Below are 17704 nucleotides of genomic sequence, written 5' to 3'. Positions count from 1 at the left end.
AGCTGTGTTTTTACCGCAACCGGGCCAGTTGCATAGCCAGCGTATCGCCCTGCCACCTACCCGCAGGTGCACGGCTTGGTGGGTACGTTTATACGGAGGAGAACCGTCAACGGGACTTCGGCGAGGCCAGATGACGACTCAAAAAATCGTTGACAATACCAAAGAATTTCTCCGGCTGTTCGATGCTGGCCAGGTGACTACAGAAGTTAATGCCCTGCACCTCGGCCTGGGGCAGCGATTGTTTGAGCGGGTAAAAGGTAGCCGTGCCGATGGGGTCCTGCCAGCCGAAGACGATTAGCGTCGGACCTTTGAAGGCCGGTAAAGTAGTATCAAGGTTGAGGCGACTCCGAAACATATCGGTCCACATCAGGTTGCTTACCTCTTCGTTTATGAGGCCTTTGTTGATCTGCACTTCGTATTGAGGCAGTTTTTTCGGATCGTACACGTAGGCGGAGCGATTGAGCCGACGGCGTTCCAGAAACGCCCGCTGCCGGTCGCGCCGGACGATGACCGAATCGGACCAGTAGCGCAGGCTGTCGGCGAAAAGCAACCGCCGTTGGGTCATATTCGCTGTGTAAATAAAATAACGTTGCAGGTTGATCTCTCCACTACCACTCAGGATCAGCGTACCCACCCGGTCGGGGTGTTGGGCGGTGTACGCCGACGCCAGCACCGCGCCCCACGAGTGGCCATACAGATTCAGTTTGTCGACGCCCAGCCGGGTGCGCAGCCGCTCCAGGTCCTCGACCGCCGTGCGTACGTTGATAGTCGAACCGTCTACGGGTTTGGTCCACGAGCGGCCCGTACCGCGCTGCTCGAAGAGGATGGCCCGGTACGTCTTGCCCAGGTTCTCGGCCACGTCCGATTCCTGAAAGGCACCGATGCCAGGCCTGCCACTCAGGATCACGATGGGCGCGCCGGTGCCGTAGGTGTGGTAATACAACACGGCGTTATCCAGCACCAGCGAGTCGGTTTTGTAGGGCGTGGTTTGGGCCGTGGCGAGGTGCATCGTGGCCAGGACCACCAGCAGAAAAATAGGCTTCTTCAGGGAACGATTCCCTCGGGCCACGACGGAGTCCGCCGCCGATTGCGTATAAGCCGTACCGAACGCGGTTGCCAGCAAGAGTGTAGTCAGCTTAGTCTTCATAGGATGACAACCCCGACAAAAAATTTAGTGGTTATGAATACTGGGGTTAAAAAGTGACGGTTATCAAATCCTGCCAAGCAGCATATATAAGCCTATGATGCCGAACAGTATCAGTATTCCCCGCCAGAACCGGCGCATCACCCGCTTCCGGTCTGAGCTGGGCATATCCCGCCACCGTTTGATGGGCCTATCCTTACTGCGCGCAGCGAAAAAGATACCCCCGGCCCCCGCGCCCAGGCCCCCCATCAAGGCCAGCAGGGCCAGAAAACCCTGCCGTGAACAGGCAAGGCCGCACGCCAGGCCAAACGAGAAAAACAGAAGCACCAGCCCCAGCAATAACAGCATGACGTAACCGAACCGCGTACCCGCCTGGCTGGCAGGTGCCGGGTCAGCCTGAACAACCCCGGTAGCTGACAACCCGGCTGTAGGTGCGCCCGGCCTGATGAGCGTATCGCCTGCCACCACCCGCTCACTACTGCCAAACGCGACTGATCGTAGTCCTGCCTGGCCCTGACCGCCGGTTGGATGACTTACCGACTGCCCCCACTGTCCACCCAGCAGCACAAACAGCAGGTAGGTGCTGCCAAACGCCCCGGCCAGTTGCCAGCGACTGGCCGCGTAGCTCCGGGGTGGGTTATTCTCCGCCCACCACCGCACCCAAATACCGAAACCAAGCAGCACCAGTGTCAGTAGCAATAGTAGTCCGCCCGGCGAGTTAGCCAGGATGTTGGCCCCCAGCAGTAGGCCATTGACCGCATTCGCCACTTCGCAGCCGATCAACAGCAGGATGGCCAAGTGTCTGTGCCGGTTAGCCCATCGGCTGATAAATCGCATGGTATGGTTAGCTTGTTAAAGTGCCTATGATGCTATCGGACTACCCGCGCCACGATGTCGGTGAAAGTGGCCAGTTGATTCTGTTTATCATTAGCCGTTACCTGCTCCCGTAGGGCCAGCCGGGTATAGACGTGCAGTTCCGAGTCGATCAGTTCGACGGCAATGGGCTTTCCATCGGCGGTTTTAACGCCCTGGTAAATCAACACCGCACTGACCGGATCAGCCGACGGGTCCTTTTTCGATTTATACACTTTTAGGCTACAGGCCGTAGGCAGCGTTACCCCTCGCTCCAGTGCCTGCCGAACGATGGTGAGCAGCGCTTGTAGTTGCTGAAGCGTTTCCTGGGGCCGAAAGTGATAAAATACCTTGTCCTCCGCCGCGGGCTGATCGGCCGCTACGTAGCCCAGCATGGGGCCAACCACCCCGATCAGCGACAGCGTTTTGTCGGACGGAATAATGATCGGGTCAACCAGCAATAGGTTGCGCGGCACCGTCCGGCTGGCGAAATAGCCCGAAGCAACCAGGTCCAGCACCAAAGGGCCACTGGTAGATGACCCCAGCAGACTGATGTTGGTGTATCCGGCCTTCACCAGCGCGTCGTATTCGGCCATGATGGCCCCCTGCCAGTCATGCCAGGTCGATTTTTTGAAGTCGGCATAACTCCGGCCATGGCCACCCAGCAACACCTGCGAGAGGTATACGTCGGTGCGGTTGCCCAGCCAGGTACGCAACTCGTCCCACTCGAAGGTGGTGGCCGAGTACCCGTGGCAGGCAATGATAACGGGTGTTCGGGCCTGTTCGGGCGTAGGGGCTGGTTTGGCCTTCGATACCAGATATAGGTCAGGTTTGTAGATAGACGGGTCGAACAGGGTGCCGCCATCGAGCATATCTTTCGTGATGGCCGGTTCTTTCGAGCAGGCTACGGTCATGGCCGCGGCAACCAGCAGGCTCAGGATAGTTTTCATGGCAGGGCTACGGTTTTTTGAGTACGTTCCAGGTAATGCTTGTCTGCACAAAAACGGGGCACAACGTGCCTGGACCGGCCAACCCGTTGCCCGTCAGTAGGTTATAACCCACAGAAGCACCCACCTTGAGCGGAAACCGGGGGCAGTAGCACAGCCCCACCTCCGGCTGGGCCAGCACTGAGGTGCGGGGCAGTTCGTTGAAAATCTCGCTGCTGTAGTCGGCTTTGAAGTAGCCCACGTTGAGCCTGGCCAATGGCCGGATAACCCAGTGCGGTTTAGCATACCAGGCTGCCGACACCAGGTAGTTATCCTGCCTGATGGCATTGGTACCTAGGGCCGTGCCCAGCCGGGACGTGACGTAGCTAATGCCAACGTAGAGCCGTTGCCGGGCCAGTTTCGGGCTGGTGTACTGGATTAGAATGCCATTTTCGGCATACAGGCCAATGCTTTTCTGAAGCCGGATACCAACGTCGAGCGTAGGGCCGACAGCCTGCGCCGGGCGCGGTTGCCCGACTGCCGTTGTGGCTATGCCCAAGAAGAGCCATAGCGTGGTCAACAAGTGTATGTTCATGGTGTGGAGGTGATGCGGGTGAAGCCCGTTTAGTAGGTTGTCCTGGCAGTAGCGCAGCAAAGCAAGTCAAGGTATTCCACTGGCTCGTTTGCGTAGCTGCCGAATGCCTTTGATTTTGTTGCAGCCGTTAGTTACCAGGTAGGCGGGCAGAGAAAAGATCAGTTGGGAATACCCAAAGCAACCACTGGGTACGTCGATGCTGACACCGGGTGGCAACAGGTGTTTGTACGCCCAGTAGCAACGGATGTAAGGAGTCAGCGCGCTGGCTGGGGCCTGTTGGTGATGCGTTACCGGCATAGATGGTTGGTGTATGTATAAAAGTAGACGAACCTATAGCTTAATGACTTGACTATCAGTCACATAAATGTGTGATAACTTTTGTAAGAATCGAACTTACTTTATATAATACGCTGACTATCAATTACTTATTCTGTGTCAGATATAACGTTCAGTACGTGATTTTTCCTATCAGATCACGTATTTCTCCAGCGTCAGTTGAATTACCGCCGCATCCATCAGATTGCCGAAGTACCCTACACTATCAGCGGCAAGAAGATGGGAACGCCGGTCAAAAAAATTCTGATGGGCCAACAACCCGACCGCGTCGCCTCCCCCGACACCATGCGCAACCCCGACTCGCTGAAGGCTTTTCAGGCGTTTGAGGTGTAGGTGTGCGCGCTATAAGTATCTTGGCCGTGGGTTACTTGACTACCAGTTGCCGCACGGCACCCGCCGACAGCACCCCACCCGCCCGTAGTTTGCCCGGCGCATAGCCCGCTATCTTCACCCACATGCAGGGTAGTTCACCGCTTAGTACGCTCAACGACACGTGCAATCCGTCAGCGGCCTTTGTCTTGGTAATCGTCCCCCAGGCATACCCATTCGACCAGAAGAACGTACCTGGCTCGGCGTTGACGCTCAATGTCTGGCTCACACCCGAATAGCCAAACCCGCTCAGGGCCAGCGTAGCGGCCCATGCAGCCATGGCCCGGGCGTAGTGATGACCGCATTCGGCCTCGTCGAAGGGGTTGCGTTTCAGCCCGTCGTAGCGGTCGCGGACGTTACGAATGCACAGCAGCCCCGGTCGGGTTTGCCCTTCGTAGAGCATACCAATGGCCGCCGTGTACTCAAAGCCCGTCATCACCTCGTTGAAGTACGGAAACGGTACGGTGGGGCGGCCCTTTGGCCAACTAGCCATCAACAGGGCTGATTCATTACCCATTGCATAGGATCGCATGTTATTGAAATGGTCAGCCATGCTGGGACGGTAATTGTAGCGCATAATCGACCGTAGTGTGGTGCGCACATGGGCCGAATCGACTAAGTAGCCCAGCCCCACGACGTGGGCCATGTATTGTCCCACCAACTGATCGACCAGACAACCCTTCGCCAACTGATAGGGTGGATTAGCCAACTGACTGGCCGTAAGTGTGTTGCGAGTACCCTTGGCAATGTCGGCCAACTGGGCTGGGGGCTGCACCTGCTGCTCGTAATACTCTCCGTTGAAGAGGTGTTGGTCTGTCCAGGCACTCCCCTGCTGGAATAGGCGGTCGCAGTCGGCAGCAAAGAGCTTGTCGTTCATGAACCGGGCCATCTGGGCACCAGCTTTAAGCGCACCCAAATACCAGAGTTGCATCTGCGGGTTAGGACCTACATAATCCACGTCCATAGTATTATGCTGCACCCCTTCCATCACCCCATCGCGGTTGGCATCCCAGCCCCCTTTAAGCCAACTGTAGGCCAGTGCCCGGCGAATCTGCGGCCAGTGCTTACGCAGAAACTGGGCATCGCCGGATAGTTGCCAGTCGCGGTAGAATTTCAGTATCGTGCCCATCTGCCCGTCGGCGGCGGCATTGCCGTAGGTATTGCCTTTACTCAGGGGCAGGTTCACCCGGAAGCTCATTAGCCCCACAGAATCGGTAGCGTAGGCAAATTCGACATCGCGCATGGAGCGGGCTAAATCACCGAAGAGAAAAGCGGTGGTTTGCTCGTAGTTCCAGACGTGGGTGCACGACCCCTGGCACGAGCCGGTGCGGTCCATGATGCCTTCCCAGCCCATCAGATGCCCATCGTCAAGGCGGAACACCGTTTGCGAACGGAGTGTGCTGACGTTGAAAAGCGCGGCTTCTTTTACCTCGTGCGGATAGGGACTAGCCAGAAACGCCCGCACAAACTGGTCCGTGCGGGCTTCGAGATCGGGCAAACGGGGCACGGTTTGTTCGGCCACCGCCCAGGCGTCAGCGTAGCGGGTTGTGTAATAATTGCCCACCCGGTCGGGGCTGTCTACCAGCGACCAGTTGCGCCAGGCCCGGCGGTTAGGGAAGTGCCAGGTGAATATAAATGTGAACACCTGCGTTTGTCCGACTCCAATGGTTTTTTGCACGGCCAGTGAAGCCAGCGGGTCATTGTCGGCGGGGGTTGTCTTCTCCGTGAGTTGTCCGTCGGTGCTGAAGTCATCCCATAAATCAAGCAGGCCGTTTTCCCAGGCATTACCCACCGACGAGGTGCGGTACGTAACCCCGGCGGTTTCTTCCGTCACCAGGGCCATGGTGCCCCAGGCGGGGTCGAGTTTGGGTACGCTATCGGACGTAAAATAAATGCCGCGTAGACCCGCCCCCTGCCGGAATGTGTTGCGGTTGTGACTCGCCCCGATAGGTTCGTATTCGCCCTTCCAGTTGGGGGCGGTTTTGCTGCCGTCGCGTCCGATGAAGTTGCGGATGTTGCCGCCAACCGACACAGTCAGCGGGCCGTTGGTGGTGTTGGTTACCTCATAACTGAGCACAGCCACCGGGATACTACTGGCGTTGATATCGCCGGGGATCAGGGGGTTGAATCCCTTGATCCGTACCCGCACCGGCATAGTCGAATCACTCAGGTTCACCTGACCAAACGGGTAAGCCGCCTCGAAAGTGGCCTGAGCAAAGCGGGGCAGGCCGTGGTGGTCAACCGGGCGGCCTTCCATGTGCTGATACTCGTGGGCTTCGAGTGGTCCCAGCAGGGCTTTGGTATACGTCTTGTTGCTGGCATCACGGGCGAAGAGGGCAAAGAACGGGGCCATGTTACCGGGCGTAACGGTACTGTAGCCTTTACCCGCCTGGTTCATAATCTCCCAATCCTGCAACTGCCCTCGCCCACCCAGCGAGACCGTCCCCGTGCCGATGCCGCCTAGCGGCAGGGCAATTTTAGCCACATGTTGTGGATCATAACGGGTCAAAACGGGCCATTGAGCAGGTTGCCAGATGGCTGTTTGAGCCAATACCGACTGGGCTATAACAAACGGGATAAACAGACCAAGCAGGCGATGAGAGGACGTGTTCATTCAGGTAAACGTTGGGTTAACAGACTATATATTAACGAGTTGCTTTCATCGCATTCCGTAACTTTTTCTCCGCTGCCGCATTCCAGTAGGCGCAGTCGAGCTGGAGGAAGATAGTCGAATACGGGATAGTCGATGTTGTTTTTAGGATCAATATGCCAAAAGTTCTGGACGCTTCGGCCAACCGACCAAATACTGAATCGTGAGGCATCGTCTGCACTACCCTGCCCGCCAGCAGGGGTTGCCGTTGCTGGCGGTATGCGCCTAAGCCAGGTAGCGTGGCAGGCAGGTAATCAAACTCCCGGTCCTGGTAGATAATAGGTGTCACATGCCGACTCGCTTTTAGCCGTGCCAGAACTTCGGTCAGTACTACCGTCTGGTCGCTTCCCGTGTCGAGGGTCTGGATGCCTGGTGCGTTTTGCAGCGGATAAGCAGCGTCGGCAATGACGATCCAGTTGCGGTGGCCCATCATGGCAAGCTGTTGCTGAAACGTATCAACCCACGCTGTCGGCCTTGTGGCCGAGTTATTGGATGGCGTCTGTTGCTGGCAGTTTGATAGCATGGTGCTCAGGCAAGCCAGGCTGATGGCAACACGCAAAGTCGGACACAGAAGACTAACCTTGTTCACAATGGAGGACCTACTTTTAGATGGTTACTAAATAGACTAGGCTTGTTACTACCGAATGGAGGCCTGACACTGGCCCGTGTCTGTTCAGACAGAAAATAATTTCCCGTCAGGATGCCGTACAGAAAAATGTGAATAGCGCTTAATAAATCAGCGTTCACCCGTTTTCATTGGTGATCTAGTAAGGTGAATAAGCCCGAAATCTACGTCGGTAGCAGAGGAATAGTTATTGCATCGCTAAACCGAGTGGCTAATGCCTTGTGTCTGACAGCACCCATCAGATGGCCGAAGTGCCCTACACCATCATAAGACTATCTCAATTAATTAGTTGTGTATAATTCTGGTAGAATAAATTGAAAAAGAGGTTTATTGTTCTTTCTATAGTGACAACTCTAAGCCTCTCTGTGAAAGATTCTGCCAAGCTGCGCCGCCACCTGCACATTATCCAGCTCACCGACAAGCCTTACACCTACCCCAGTACCAGCGATTTACAGCAGCATCTGTGCGACTACGATCTGGAGCAGACCTCGAAGGCCACGCTGGAACGCGATCTGAAAGAAATTCGGGGTGAATACGGTGTGCCTATCCAGTATGATTACCGAAAACGCGGTTACTACCTGGCTCTGCCCGCCGACGAAGATGTGGACGATTTCAGGGGGTATGTGCGGTTACTGGAACGCCGCGAGCGCCTTGAAACCCTAACCCGGTCGGGCCGGTTGGTGGGTCATTACCTGCAACTGGAACAGCAGGACGGTTTCCGGGGTCTCGACTGGCTGGCTCCTCTCTGGAACGCCCTGCAACGGGGGCTAGTCGTGACGTTTATGTACCAGAACTACACCGAACCCGCCGCGCGCCCCCGCCGAATTGAGCCGGGACTGCTGTTTGAGTATCGAAACCGGTGGTATGTAGATGGCTTCGACGTGGAGGCTGGCAAAGGGCACCGCACCTTTGGGCTGGACCGCATAACGCAGCTTGAACTAACAACCCAGCGCATTCAGCCCAAGCGGGGGATCGACTACCGGGCCGCCCGCCGACATGTGATTGGTGTGACGGCCCCACCAGAGAGCGAGGTGGAGCGGGTGGTGCTGCGCGTTGAGCAGGCTCAGATCGAGTACGTCAAGTCGTTGCCATTGCATGGTAGTCAGGTCATTCTTACCGAATCGGCCACGCAGCTAACCCTGGCGCTGTCTGTGATCATAAACCCGGAGCTGGAAATTGCCATTCTCAGCTTCGGCGAACACGTAACGGTACTCGAACCCGCCTCCCTCCGCGAAAAAATATCTGGGCGAGCACAGGCTATGGCCGCGCGGTATGGTGACTAGACTCGATCCTTTCTAACAACTGGTTTTACTTGTCTTTCTTTTGACCAGCCCGCGTTGCTTTCATCTGGCGCATGGCCTCTGTCGGTGTCATGGGCTTGCCTGCCAGCGAAAGCAGTTCAGGCCATGTCATCTCGCGGATGGTCTTGTTCGTGATGCTGTTCTTAACTGCACCAGAATTGTTTGAATTGGTTTCCATCGGCTAACCTGATATGATGATACACGTAGCTGTCGTGTTCAGCGTCGTAATTCAAAACTATTAGTAAAGCCCGACAATCACAACTGAGGCCTACCACCAGATAATAGGTTTCCCGCAGTGGAAAGCCTGCCTGATTGTACCAACGTGCTAAGTTGTTCTGATGGGTTATACTCTTGATTTCTCTATAATTGGTCTTTATAGCCCTTATTTCATCAAAGGGTAAATGACGAAAATCATCTGTTGGTTCTTGGGGGGAGTAGTCTTCAGACATAGGATTAAAGTGCTAATAGGCAGGAAGTTATAGTATAACTGGTTTGGTCGCAGTGCTAACGAAGAGGTCAAATATCAGGCATTTATTCAGATGAGCAAACTTATTACCGATAATATAGGAGGTAGTTTAAGCCAAGTTGATGTCTTTACTCCATAACAACGCTATAGCACGACAAACACCCCTCAATCGCACCATCGGGTATTGAAAGATAATTTGGGATGTAGTGAATGATCGTTGGCTCATGTTTTAATCGCACCTGCGGGTATTTTCTTTTCACTCCCTTACCTTTTTCGTCATTGGCGGATATAGCTGCAAAACCTGCAAAAAAAGTATTTAGTCCCTCACGTTTTGCGTGCTCGCTCTCCTTTGCTTTGACTTATCAAACCAGCCAACCCTATGCGGCTTCAGCTACAACTCACACCCAATACCCAGCTCGTACCCTTTAATCACATTCACTTCTTGACTGGGGCTATTCACAAATGGCTCGGACCTGAAAACGACATACATGATGGCTTAAGCTTATACAGCTTCGGTTGGTTGAGAGGGGGGCAAGGCAGGAAGGAAGGGCTTACTTTTCCCAAAGGAGCCACCTGGAATATTTCGTTTTTTGATGACACAGTTACCCGGCAATTAATAAAAGGGCTACTAAAGCAACCTGACGTTATGTATGGCATGAGGGTAATTGCTACGAGTGATATACCCACACCAAATTTTGGAGAGTCTTATCTATTTAAAACAGATGGTTCGTCAGTAGTCGCTCGTTCCAAACGCGCGGACGGCTCTCGCGCTTATCTGCTCTGGGATGACCCGGCAGCCGATGAGGCCATTACAGGTCTTTTAAAGCAGAAATTAATCAAAGCTGGCTATGCAGGAGATGACTTGTCTGTGCGGGTATCTTTCGACCGGAGCTATAGCGAAGCCCGGACAAAGAAAATTAAGGTTAAAACCACGGAACATAAAGGAAGCGAGTGTCCAGTGCTGGTTGAAGGAACCCCGGAGGCTGTACGTTTCGCCTGGTTAGTTGGCATTGGCGATTTGACTGGCAGTGGTTTTGGAGGACTTCGTTAACCCTTTTACTTACTAAGATAATGGTTCAACGATTTGACGAGGCATTACAATTGGCTGGATTCGCGATAGAGCGAGATGGCCAACGAGCTGTGTTTAATGCATTTAGGGCGGGCAAACACGTTATTCTTCGAGCACCAACAGGTTGGGGTAAAACCTTTGCAGTGATGGCAGCTTTGGGGGAAGGTCATGCACTCTATTCGCTTCCCTTGCGCGTTTTGGTTGATTCACTGGCCGAGGAAGCAGACGAATGGAAGATCAGGCGTGTCAAAGCGCAACATGGGGCAAGGCGAGAACACGCCCTTCTTGATCGGGGAGATGATGTCAAAAATCCTGTCGAATGCGTATTCACAACGCTTGATCAGTCATTGAGTGCCTTTCTGGGGATTCCAGTTGGAGTCAGCATGAGACAGGGCAACATCCTGCCCGCCGTGTTCGATTCGAGCCACCTGGTATTTGATGAGTTTCATCTATTTGATGCAGAAAAGAGTTGGAAAACCGCTCTACTCGCGCTCATTCGTAGTAAACAAAACGGTATTATTCTGACCGCTACACTCAGCGACGTGATGGTCGACTTTTTAGTCGAGACGCTGAGCAAGACACCGCAAGGCGTTGAGTTGATTGAAGGGGCAAGACCATTCATCAACCAAAAAACGATTCTAAAAGGAAATGGACTTAATGATAGTCAGAAGATTGAGTTAGGCAATCGCACAATCATCATTTGTAATCAGATTGATAGGGCTAAACAAACGGCTGCACTTCTACGCGATGACCCGTGTGTATTGGGTGAGGTTTATTTGTTGCACTCCGAATTATTGCCAAACGACAGACTCAGTATTGAGCGGGAAGTACGATACGTTTTCGGCAAAAGCGGGAATGGCCCGGCTGTGTTGGTAGCCACACAGGTGGTTGAAGCCGGTATAGATATTACTTGCGACGTTCTGCACATTGACCTGTGTCCGCCTGCTTCGTTTATTCAGCGAATTGGCCGTTCGGCCCGGTATGAGAATGAAGAAAGCCAGGTTTTCTGGCACCCTGTTGAGAGTAATAATCCTTACGGATACGCTGCTGACGAAATAGCCCAACTCGAGGATTATCTCGATACAGTCAGTCAACTAACACCTGAAACGGAACGGTTCATTATCAATTTATCTAGCAAACGCGACCAGTTTGCCATTGAACAGTTTAGAAAAGAAACAGGTAGCTGGATAAACGAGGCCCGGGTACTACGTAAGTATGAGGCCTATGCTGAGCACATTCGGGACATTAACAACATCAATGTTGCCATTGGTACCGCGCTGGACGGGTCTTATAATTTCCTCAGTATTTCGCCCGGGAAATTCTACGGGAAAGGCCCCTATGCTCATCTTTCAATCATCCCAGTTTCAGTTGATTATGATCGACGTGAGCGCAAAAAAATTGTACGTTCTGCCAATAGCATCCGTACGGCCGATTTTGTCCTCCTCAACCCTGACGAAATTGGGTACGAATCTGGCTATGGCCTGACTGAGAGCAACTTATCAGGAGAGGAGCATTTTATTAATCACTCGGTATCGAGACGGGAATCTTTCAGTTACGATAACGAAAAAGCCGAGTTGTATCGGGAGCATATCGAGCGGCTTCAAAAGTACCGTCCGGTATCGCAGTGGATCGTGAACCGTTTAGCAGCATCCGTTGGTGGTATCAAAAAAGCGACCTACTTAGCTGACTTTGTGGTATGGGCGCATGACTTAGGAAAATTGGATGTAGCATGGCAGGCCGCGCATGGCGTTTCGCCAAATGGCATTCCAATAGGGCATTCGGGTAAAGATTTTCCTCGTATTAAACAGCCGCCATCTCACGCATGGATTAGTGCTTGGGCTGTTTCCAAATTTCTTTGGAAAACCTTATTAAAAGGCGAAAAAAATAGCAGAATAGCCCGCCCTGTTTTTTGGGCCATTGCCGACCATCATGGCTATAAGTTAGAGGTACAGCGTTCGATTATGATGCCTTATCAGTTGTCATTCCTAGATCATTTAGATGCGATGCAGGACACTGCTCTATGGAATGACAACGGATGGAATAGCTCCATACTAACTCTGAAAGTTTGCGAAAATGAGTTGGATGGTATTTATAGTCAGATGGAAAAAGAGCGATTGAGAACCTCAGATGACGTAGAAATCTACTATATGTTGAGCTACATTCTCCGGCGTAGCGATCAATTGGCTACTGCCGAAGTGAGCAGTTCTACAACCGAAGAAAGCGCCTCCAAACCCTTAAAAACCAACATGATATGATCAGAGCAAGGTATCTGAGTTCAACGCCATTCAGCCACCGGCAGGAGCGGGCTACAACTAAACTGGCTCTTACTTATTTATGCCCAACACCCTATGCCGTTAAGGTTGCGTTTACGGTTGGGGCTATTCGGGCCAGTATCGTACCCGAAGAATTTACGAAACAAATCCGGGCTGTTACGCTGATTCCGCACCCGTGGGGCGAAGGGGTTATTAATACGCACTTAGTCAAGCATTGGGAGATACCACACTCCGATAGTGCCTGGAAGTACCCGGCTACGCACCTGAGTCCGACAGTTATATTTCGGGAGTTTGTCTATTTCGAGGGCGGGGTAGACGTCTATTTTCCGGTGGAAGCACGGGAGTGGTTGCTACCTGCTTTGCCCTATGTCAACTGCTTCGGCAAACAGGGCGGCTTTTTCTCGCTACAATCGGTGGAAGAAGCCGAAGTGCCGGAAGCCACTATGCACATAGCAGCAAGCGACATGAAGAAAGACGCTACCTGGGATAAGGTCTCAAACTTTGGCGGCGTAACGGCGAAACCGAGAGACACGAACGCATGGCTGAGTGTGCGGGCCAAACTCATTAGTGCCGGGAACACGCATAAATATTATCGTTTTGACCAACCCGACCAATGAAAAGCAACCCAGACCAGTACTCACTGTTCAATAATCTCGATGCAGGAGAAAAACTACCGGGAGACTATAAACAGGAACTCTTACCGATCTGCGATGGGGGCTATTTCGACGCGCTTGCAGCTATTGGTTTTGCCGCAGTTGTGCATTCGTACCTTGACATTGATGAAGCTGACTCACCATTGATTGAATGGACTCCCAATGGCTTTATGGTTAGTTATGCCAACAAGCCGGAACGAGCGGTTCCTGATTTGGGCTGGCTTCGGTACTCAGTAGCGGGTGCTTGGAGAAAGGGAGATAAGGACAAATGGAAAGCTCACGATAATCACACTAAAAAAGCAAGAGGTTGGGACGGCGCCGAATTGATAAACACCGATGGGGCCGAAATAGATGTTTCTCAAGATCCTCAAATAACGATACCTCTGGGAGAAGGTACCATTTTGGTAACGGAACCTATGCGTCAACTCTACGGAGTAGCTAATAAGTTGGGATCGCCCGAATGGTTTAACCTGTGCGTTTTTGCTTGTCGAATGCGGGGGCAGGAACTCATAAATGGCAGTTTCAGTGAGAAGAGTGTGCCATTAAATAGCGTTGTATTGCCACAGGCATCAAAAGGAGCATCTGGCTCCAACAGTTTCTCTATTGGTAACACTAGTCTGGCTGATACCATCTCAACATCGTTGAGCCGATATACTTGCCTTGCGGTAGCGGGCTTCATTATAGCCGCCAAAGGCCAAAGTCCGCAAAAAGCAGTACAGGGATTTGCTATACCCGTACCGAAAGTGCTGCGTTTAGAGACGGTCAAACGGATTTCGGACGGCAATCGCCGACGATTGACCAATGGAGGTTTTTTCTTCAGCTATGACAACTACCTGAGCTTCATCAAGCAACTGCTCATTTACAAGGAAGATATTGGTCTTTCTAATGAAGAATCAAGTCTATTCAGCATAGCAGGGGCTAATTTCATTCCATTGGGAAATAGCTCTTCCCCAAGTAGTTCGTGGCAGTTGGTGGTACCAAAACACCACTACACAATCGGGTCGGTTGACCGACTGCAAAATTTGCTGAGAAAATGGAGAGCTGTTAATCAAGCTGGTCAGAACAAAACAGTTTCTATTGACCGCGCAGCAGTCGCAAAACTTATGCGAGGTTTTGAATACAGCGACCCCGCCGAAACTACATCGGGCTATTTAGACTATGTTTTCGACGTTGGCCTAAATGGCCCGAAGAATGGCAGTTTTTATTTTTTAACGCAAAAACTCTTTGAAGAAATTATGGCCTACAAATATCAAACCCTTTTGGACCAACTACTTGGCAGCGAGATTAAGCCGTTCATTGACCTTGTTCGTCAGGAAACTTACGGCGCAGCATTTCCGCCGAAGGGCCGCGACAAGACGCAGCCGAATTACCAAATGATTCGGAGCCTGCGCGAAGTGCAAAACGTTGACGATTTCATTAAGGCTATTACAGAGATAGCCATTGAGCGAGGTGTTTCCAAAATCGCAACGGCCAACAACGACAGCAGCAAAACAAAGTATTGGATCAACCCATACGAACCCTCTTTGCGCAAACTCATTGAATTAGCTGAGAGCAAAGAAGGCTATTCGCCCAAACTTTTGGCAAACCTAATTCTGTCCTTCGCTCTCTCAAAACGGGCTTATGAGCAGGTCGAAGGTGAGGAAGACGCGGAAAAAGAATTGGAAACCACATTGATTGACGAAAACGAAGACTAAATCTTCACTATAATTCACATGAATATTAAAGAAATCAAGCACTTGTCCATTGTTGGCGAGTTGACCATCAACTTGGCAAGTCTGAATAACGAAGGAACTGAAGGCTCGGCTACTCAACCCCGCACTGCCGTTGTGGTTCGCGACAAAAAACTTTATACCGTACCCGCTATTTCGGGCGATATGGTAAAGCATTGGCACGCGCAGCACTTAGCAACCATTGCTCAGGAACGGAAACTGCCATTATGCACCTACGCAGAAGGGCGTTACATGAATCCCAACCGGCTCAAAGGGGAATTATCAGACCGGGACTGGCTAATCAAACGCTTTCCCGAAGCGGCCAAATGGAGTGGCGACATGAAAGGGAAAGAAAATTCAGCAGACAAACGATCTCTTGAAAACGCGTTGTACAGTCTTCTGGCTTCGGAGTGTGTCGTCACCGATGCACATGGCCTTTTGCTCACCGAGGTCGATAACACAGGCGGGACGAAAGAAAAGCCGACTGGATTCAAAGCTTCGGTTGCGGTGCCCAGAACAGGCCGGGTTCAGTTTGGCATCATGGCAGGTATTCCTGAAATCAGTCATATTCAACATTATTTCCACGCCAAATTCGTTTCGGCACGATCCGGTGTTCAGGCCCGCGAAAATGCATCGAACGAAGGACAGAACATTTTTACCCGCCCTGCGTCAAGTGCTGTTTTCGCGTTCGTGAGCGTGATTGATTTGGCCGGTCTTGGCTGGGACGATGCGGCTAATGCTTACGCAGTCTCCGACGAGGCCGAACGGACCAAACGTAAGCAAGCGGTCATTGATGCCATGAGTTACACGCTCATGCATCAGCCCGGCGCAAATACCAGCCAGCAATTTCCACATGTGATGGATTTCCAGGGAGCGATAGTCTTGTCTACAAGCCGTTGCCCTGCACCAACGGTCAGTCCCTTGATGAATGGCTATCAAAAAACGCTCGAGGGGTTAGTGGGAAACATCAATCAAATGAACGGCAACCAAGCCCTCTCTTTTCATAAGGTATCTGGCATTAATGAAACGGTAAGCAAATTAACTCAGATTGCTCACGGAGATAAGCAAGTTGCATGAACCCTAACATTCGCATTGGGGGGATGCTGGTGGGGTACTACCTGGTGTGCCCCCGCAAGGCGTGGCTGTCGTTGCGGGGGATCTGGATGGAGCAGGAATCGGACGCGGTGGCCCTAGGCAGGCTGCTCGATCAGCATAGCTATGATCGGTCGGAAAAACACCTTACCATCGACGCCGAAGCCCCTGACGGGACAGCCCTGGTGGGGAAAATAGACCGGGCCAATTTGCGCAATGGGGTGCTTCACGAGACCAAAAAGGGCCGTTCCTGTGAGGAGGCGCACCTCTGGCAAGTCCGGTTCTACCTCTGGCTCCTGCTCCGCAACGGCGTGACCCGGCCCGATGGGTCGCCCTTCCGGGGGCAGCTGGATTATCCCCTGCTGCGCCGGACCGAGACCGTGTTGCTGGCCCCCGAACACGAAACCCAGCTGGCCGCGACGGTGGCGGCGGTGCGGGAACTGGCCCGTCAGGAAACGCCCCCGGCCCGCCTGACCAAACGGGCGTTTTGTATTAAATGCGCCTTCGATGAACTCTGCTACGGCTGACGATGAAAAAACCACACTACCTGTTCTCGAGCGGACGGTTGCAACGACAGCATAACACGCTGATGCTACAACGCGCCACGGAAGAACCCACCCCCGATCTGCCCGACGACGGCCCGGAGGCCACCAACGATGGCCTACCCACGGTGGCGGCCGATGGTAAAAAGGTGCCCTTTGCCGTGGAGACCGTAGATAGTCTGTATGTCTTCGGCGAGGTAGACATCAACACCAAGCTGATTACGTTTTTGGGTCAGCAGGGCATTCCGGCGTTCTTTTTCGACTATTATGGCTACTACACGGCCACGCTTTATCCCCGCGAGGCGCAACTGTCGGGGCGGCTGCACATCGATCAGGCCCGGCACTACCTCAGCCCCAAACGGCGGTTGCTGTTGGCGCGGGCTTTTGTGGAATCGGCGTTGTTCAACATCGAGCGGGTGATCAAATACTACCAGCCCCGGCTAGAGGGCGACGCCAAAGCTGCCGTGGGAATTACCCTTGCCGACCTGACCCGTGACCGCGATGCGCTGCCGCTCACGACCGACATTCTGACGCTGATGGCGGTGGAGGGACGTATTCGGAGCCGGTATTACCAACTTTGGCCCTACTTCCTGGGGCCGGAGGTGTCGGCGCGGTTTCCGTTTACGAAGCGCGAACGGCAACCGCCGTCTAACGAGTTGAATGCGTTGATTTCATTTGGTAACTCGCTGTGTTACACCGCAGTGCTGCGGCAGATTTACCGCACGGCCCTCGACCCCACGATTGCGTTTCTGCACGAACCCGGCGACCGGCGATTTTCGCTGTCGCTCGATCTGGCGGAGGTATTTAAGCCGCTGTTGGTTGACCGGATGATTTTCCGGCTGCTGAAAACGGGCGAGATTCAGCCCAAGCATTTTTCGGCGCACTTGGGCGGCTGCTACCTGACCGAGGCGGGCCGCAAGATTGTGGTGACGCACTGGGACGAGCGGCTGAGCCAGACGGTTGAACACCGGGGCCTGAAGAAGCGGGTGTCGTATGAGCGACTCATCAGGCTGGAGTGTTACAAGCTGGTGCGGCATCTCTGCGACCCCGTAGGCGAACCGTATCAGGGATTTCATATGTGGTGGTAATCAACTCGTTAACC

General features: G+C 53.0%; 17 protein-coding genes. 9 read left to right on the top strand and 8 right to left on the bottom strand.

Annotated elements, in window-relative coordinates:
- Nucleotides 1-106: 106 nt before the first annotated feature.
- The 5 genes from J2I48_RS18555 to J2I48_RS18535 all read right to left on the bottom strand — a co-directional run bounded on the left by J2I48_RS18555 (nt 107) and on the right by J2I48_RS18535 (nt 3814).
- Complete coding sequence (locus tag J2I48_RS18555) at nt 107-1147, bottom strand: alpha/beta fold hydrolase (RefSeq protein ID WP_207336984.1); 1041 nt, start codon at nt 1145-1147, stop codon at nt 107-109.
- A 63-nt stretch (nt 1148-1210) separates the two neighbouring features.
- The gene (locus J2I48_RS18550; protein WP_207336983.1) at nt 1211-1981 is read right to left on the bottom strand and encodes a hypothetical protein; all 771 of its coding nucleotides are present in this window, start codon (nt 1979-1981) and stop codon (nt 1211-1213) included.
- Nucleotides 1982-2013: 32 nt separating this feature from the next.
- A complete protein-coding gene (locus J2I48_RS18545; RefSeq protein ID WP_207336982.1) occupies nt 2014-2946 on the bottom strand; it encodes an alpha/beta hydrolase in 933 nt (310 codons plus the stop codon).
- Nucleotides 2947-2953: 7 nt separating this feature from the next.
- Nucleotides 2954-3517 (bottom strand): hypothetical protein, encoded by a 564-nt coding sequence (locus tag J2I48_RS18540; RefSeq protein WP_207336981.1) that lies wholly within the window; start codon nt 3515-3517, stop codon nt 2954-2956.
- Nucleotides 3518-3583: 66 nt separating this feature from the next.
- Nucleotides 3584-3814, bottom strand: a complete 231-nt coding sequence (locus J2I48_RS18535; protein WP_207336980.1) for a hypothetical protein — start codon at nt 3812-3814, stop codon at nt 3584-3586.
- Between the two features lie 198 nt (nt 3815-4012).
- Here J2I48_RS18535 and J2I48_RS18530 point away from each other — a divergent pair, with 198 nt between their 5' ends.
- A complete protein-coding gene (locus tag J2I48_RS18530) occupies nt 4013-4186 on the top strand; it encodes a hypothetical protein (RefSeq protein WP_207336979.1) in 174 nt (57 codons plus the stop codon).
- 31 nt (nt 4187-4217) lie between these two features.
- On the opposite strand, the gene J2I48_RS18525 is transcribed toward J2I48_RS18530, so the two are convergent.
- Nucleotides 4218-6836 carry a GH116 family glycosyl-hydrolase gene (locus tag J2I48_RS18525; RefSeq protein ID WP_207336978.1) on the bottom strand — a complete coding sequence of 873 codons (2619 nt, stop codon included), beginning with the start codon at nt 6834-6836 and terminating at the stop codon, nt 4218-4220.
- A 31-nt stretch (nt 6837-6867) separates the two neighbouring features.
- Complete coding sequence (locus J2I48_RS18520; RefSeq protein ID WP_207336977.1) at nt 6868-7395, bottom strand: RbsD/FucU domain-containing protein; 528 nt, start codon at nt 7393-7395, stop codon at nt 6868-6870.
- A gap of 467 nt (nt 7396-7862) precedes the next feature.
- Here J2I48_RS18520 and J2I48_RS18515 point away from each other — a divergent pair, with 467 nt between their 5' ends.
- On the top strand, nt 7863-8780 hold the full coding sequence (locus tag J2I48_RS18515) for a helix-turn-helix transcriptional regulator (RefSeq protein WP_207336976.1): 918 nt from the start codon (nt 7863-7865) through the stop codon (nt 8778-8780).
- A gap of 25 nt (nt 8781-8805) precedes the next feature.
- On the opposite strand, the gene J2I48_RS18510 is transcribed toward J2I48_RS18515, so the two are convergent.
- Nucleotides 8806-8976, bottom strand: a complete 171-nt coding sequence (locus J2I48_RS18510) for a hypothetical protein (protein WP_207336975.1) — start codon at nt 8974-8976, stop codon at nt 8806-8808.
- 667 nt (nt 8977-9643) lie between these two features.
- Between J2I48_RS18510 and J2I48_RS18505 the strand changes: the two genes are divergently transcribed.
- From J2I48_RS18505 to cas1b, 7 genes are read left to right on the top strand one after another with little or no spacing between them, the layout of a single operon-like run.
- Entirely contained in the window at nt 9644-10315 is a 672-nt protein-coding gene (locus J2I48_RS18505) for a CRISPR-associated endoribonuclease Cas6 (protein WP_207336974.1), read from the top strand.
- Between the two features lie 20 nt (nt 10316-10335).
- On the top strand, nt 10336-12588 hold the full coding sequence (gene cas3, locus J2I48_RS18500) for a CRISPR-associated helicase Cas3' (protein WP_207336973.1): 2253 nt from the start codon (nt 10336-10338) through the stop codon (nt 12586-12588).
- Nucleotides 12585-13223 carry a hypothetical protein gene (locus J2I48_RS18495; protein ID WP_207336972.1) on the top strand — a complete coding sequence of 213 codons (639 nt, stop codon included), beginning with the start codon at nt 12585-12587 and terminating at the stop codon, nt 13221-13223. Before cas3 ends, J2I48_RS18495 begins: the two co-directional genes overlap by 4 nt.
- The gene (locus J2I48_RS18490; protein WP_207336971.1) at nt 13220-14953 is read left to right on the top strand and encodes a hypothetical protein; all 1734 of its coding nucleotides are present in this window, start codon (nt 13220-13222) and stop codon (nt 14951-14953) included. Before J2I48_RS18495 ends, J2I48_RS18490 begins: the two co-directional genes overlap by 4 nt.
- A gap of 18 nt (nt 14954-14971) precedes the next feature.
- Nucleotides 14972-16045: a DevR family CRISPR-associated autoregulator gene (locus J2I48_RS18485; protein ID WP_207336970.1), complete on the top strand. Its 1074-nt coding sequence runs from the start codon at nt 14972-14974 to the stop codon at nt 16043-16045.
- Nucleotides 16042-16587, top strand: a complete 546-nt coding sequence (locus tag J2I48_RS18480; protein WP_207336969.1) for a CRISPR-associated protein Cas4 — start codon at nt 16042-16044, stop codon at nt 16585-16587. Before J2I48_RS18485 ends, J2I48_RS18480 begins: the two co-directional genes overlap by 4 nt.
- Before the next feature lie 2 nt (nt 16588-16589).
- Nucleotides 16590-17690 carry a type I-B CRISPR-associated endonuclease Cas1b gene (cas1b, locus tag J2I48_RS18475; protein WP_207336968.1) on the top strand — a complete coding sequence of 367 codons (1101 nt, stop codon included), beginning with the start codon at nt 16590-16592 and terminating at the stop codon, nt 17688-17690.
- Nucleotides 17691-17704: the final 14 nt, after the last annotated feature.

This window comes from Fibrella aquatilis, from assembly GCF_017353255.1.
GTDB classification, from domain to species: Bacteria; Bacteroidota; Bacteroidia; order Cytophagales; family Spirosomataceae; genus Fibrella; species Fibrella aquatilis.
Note: the sequence above shows the minus strand (reverse complement) of the source record. Positions and strands in the feature narration are given on the sequence as shown.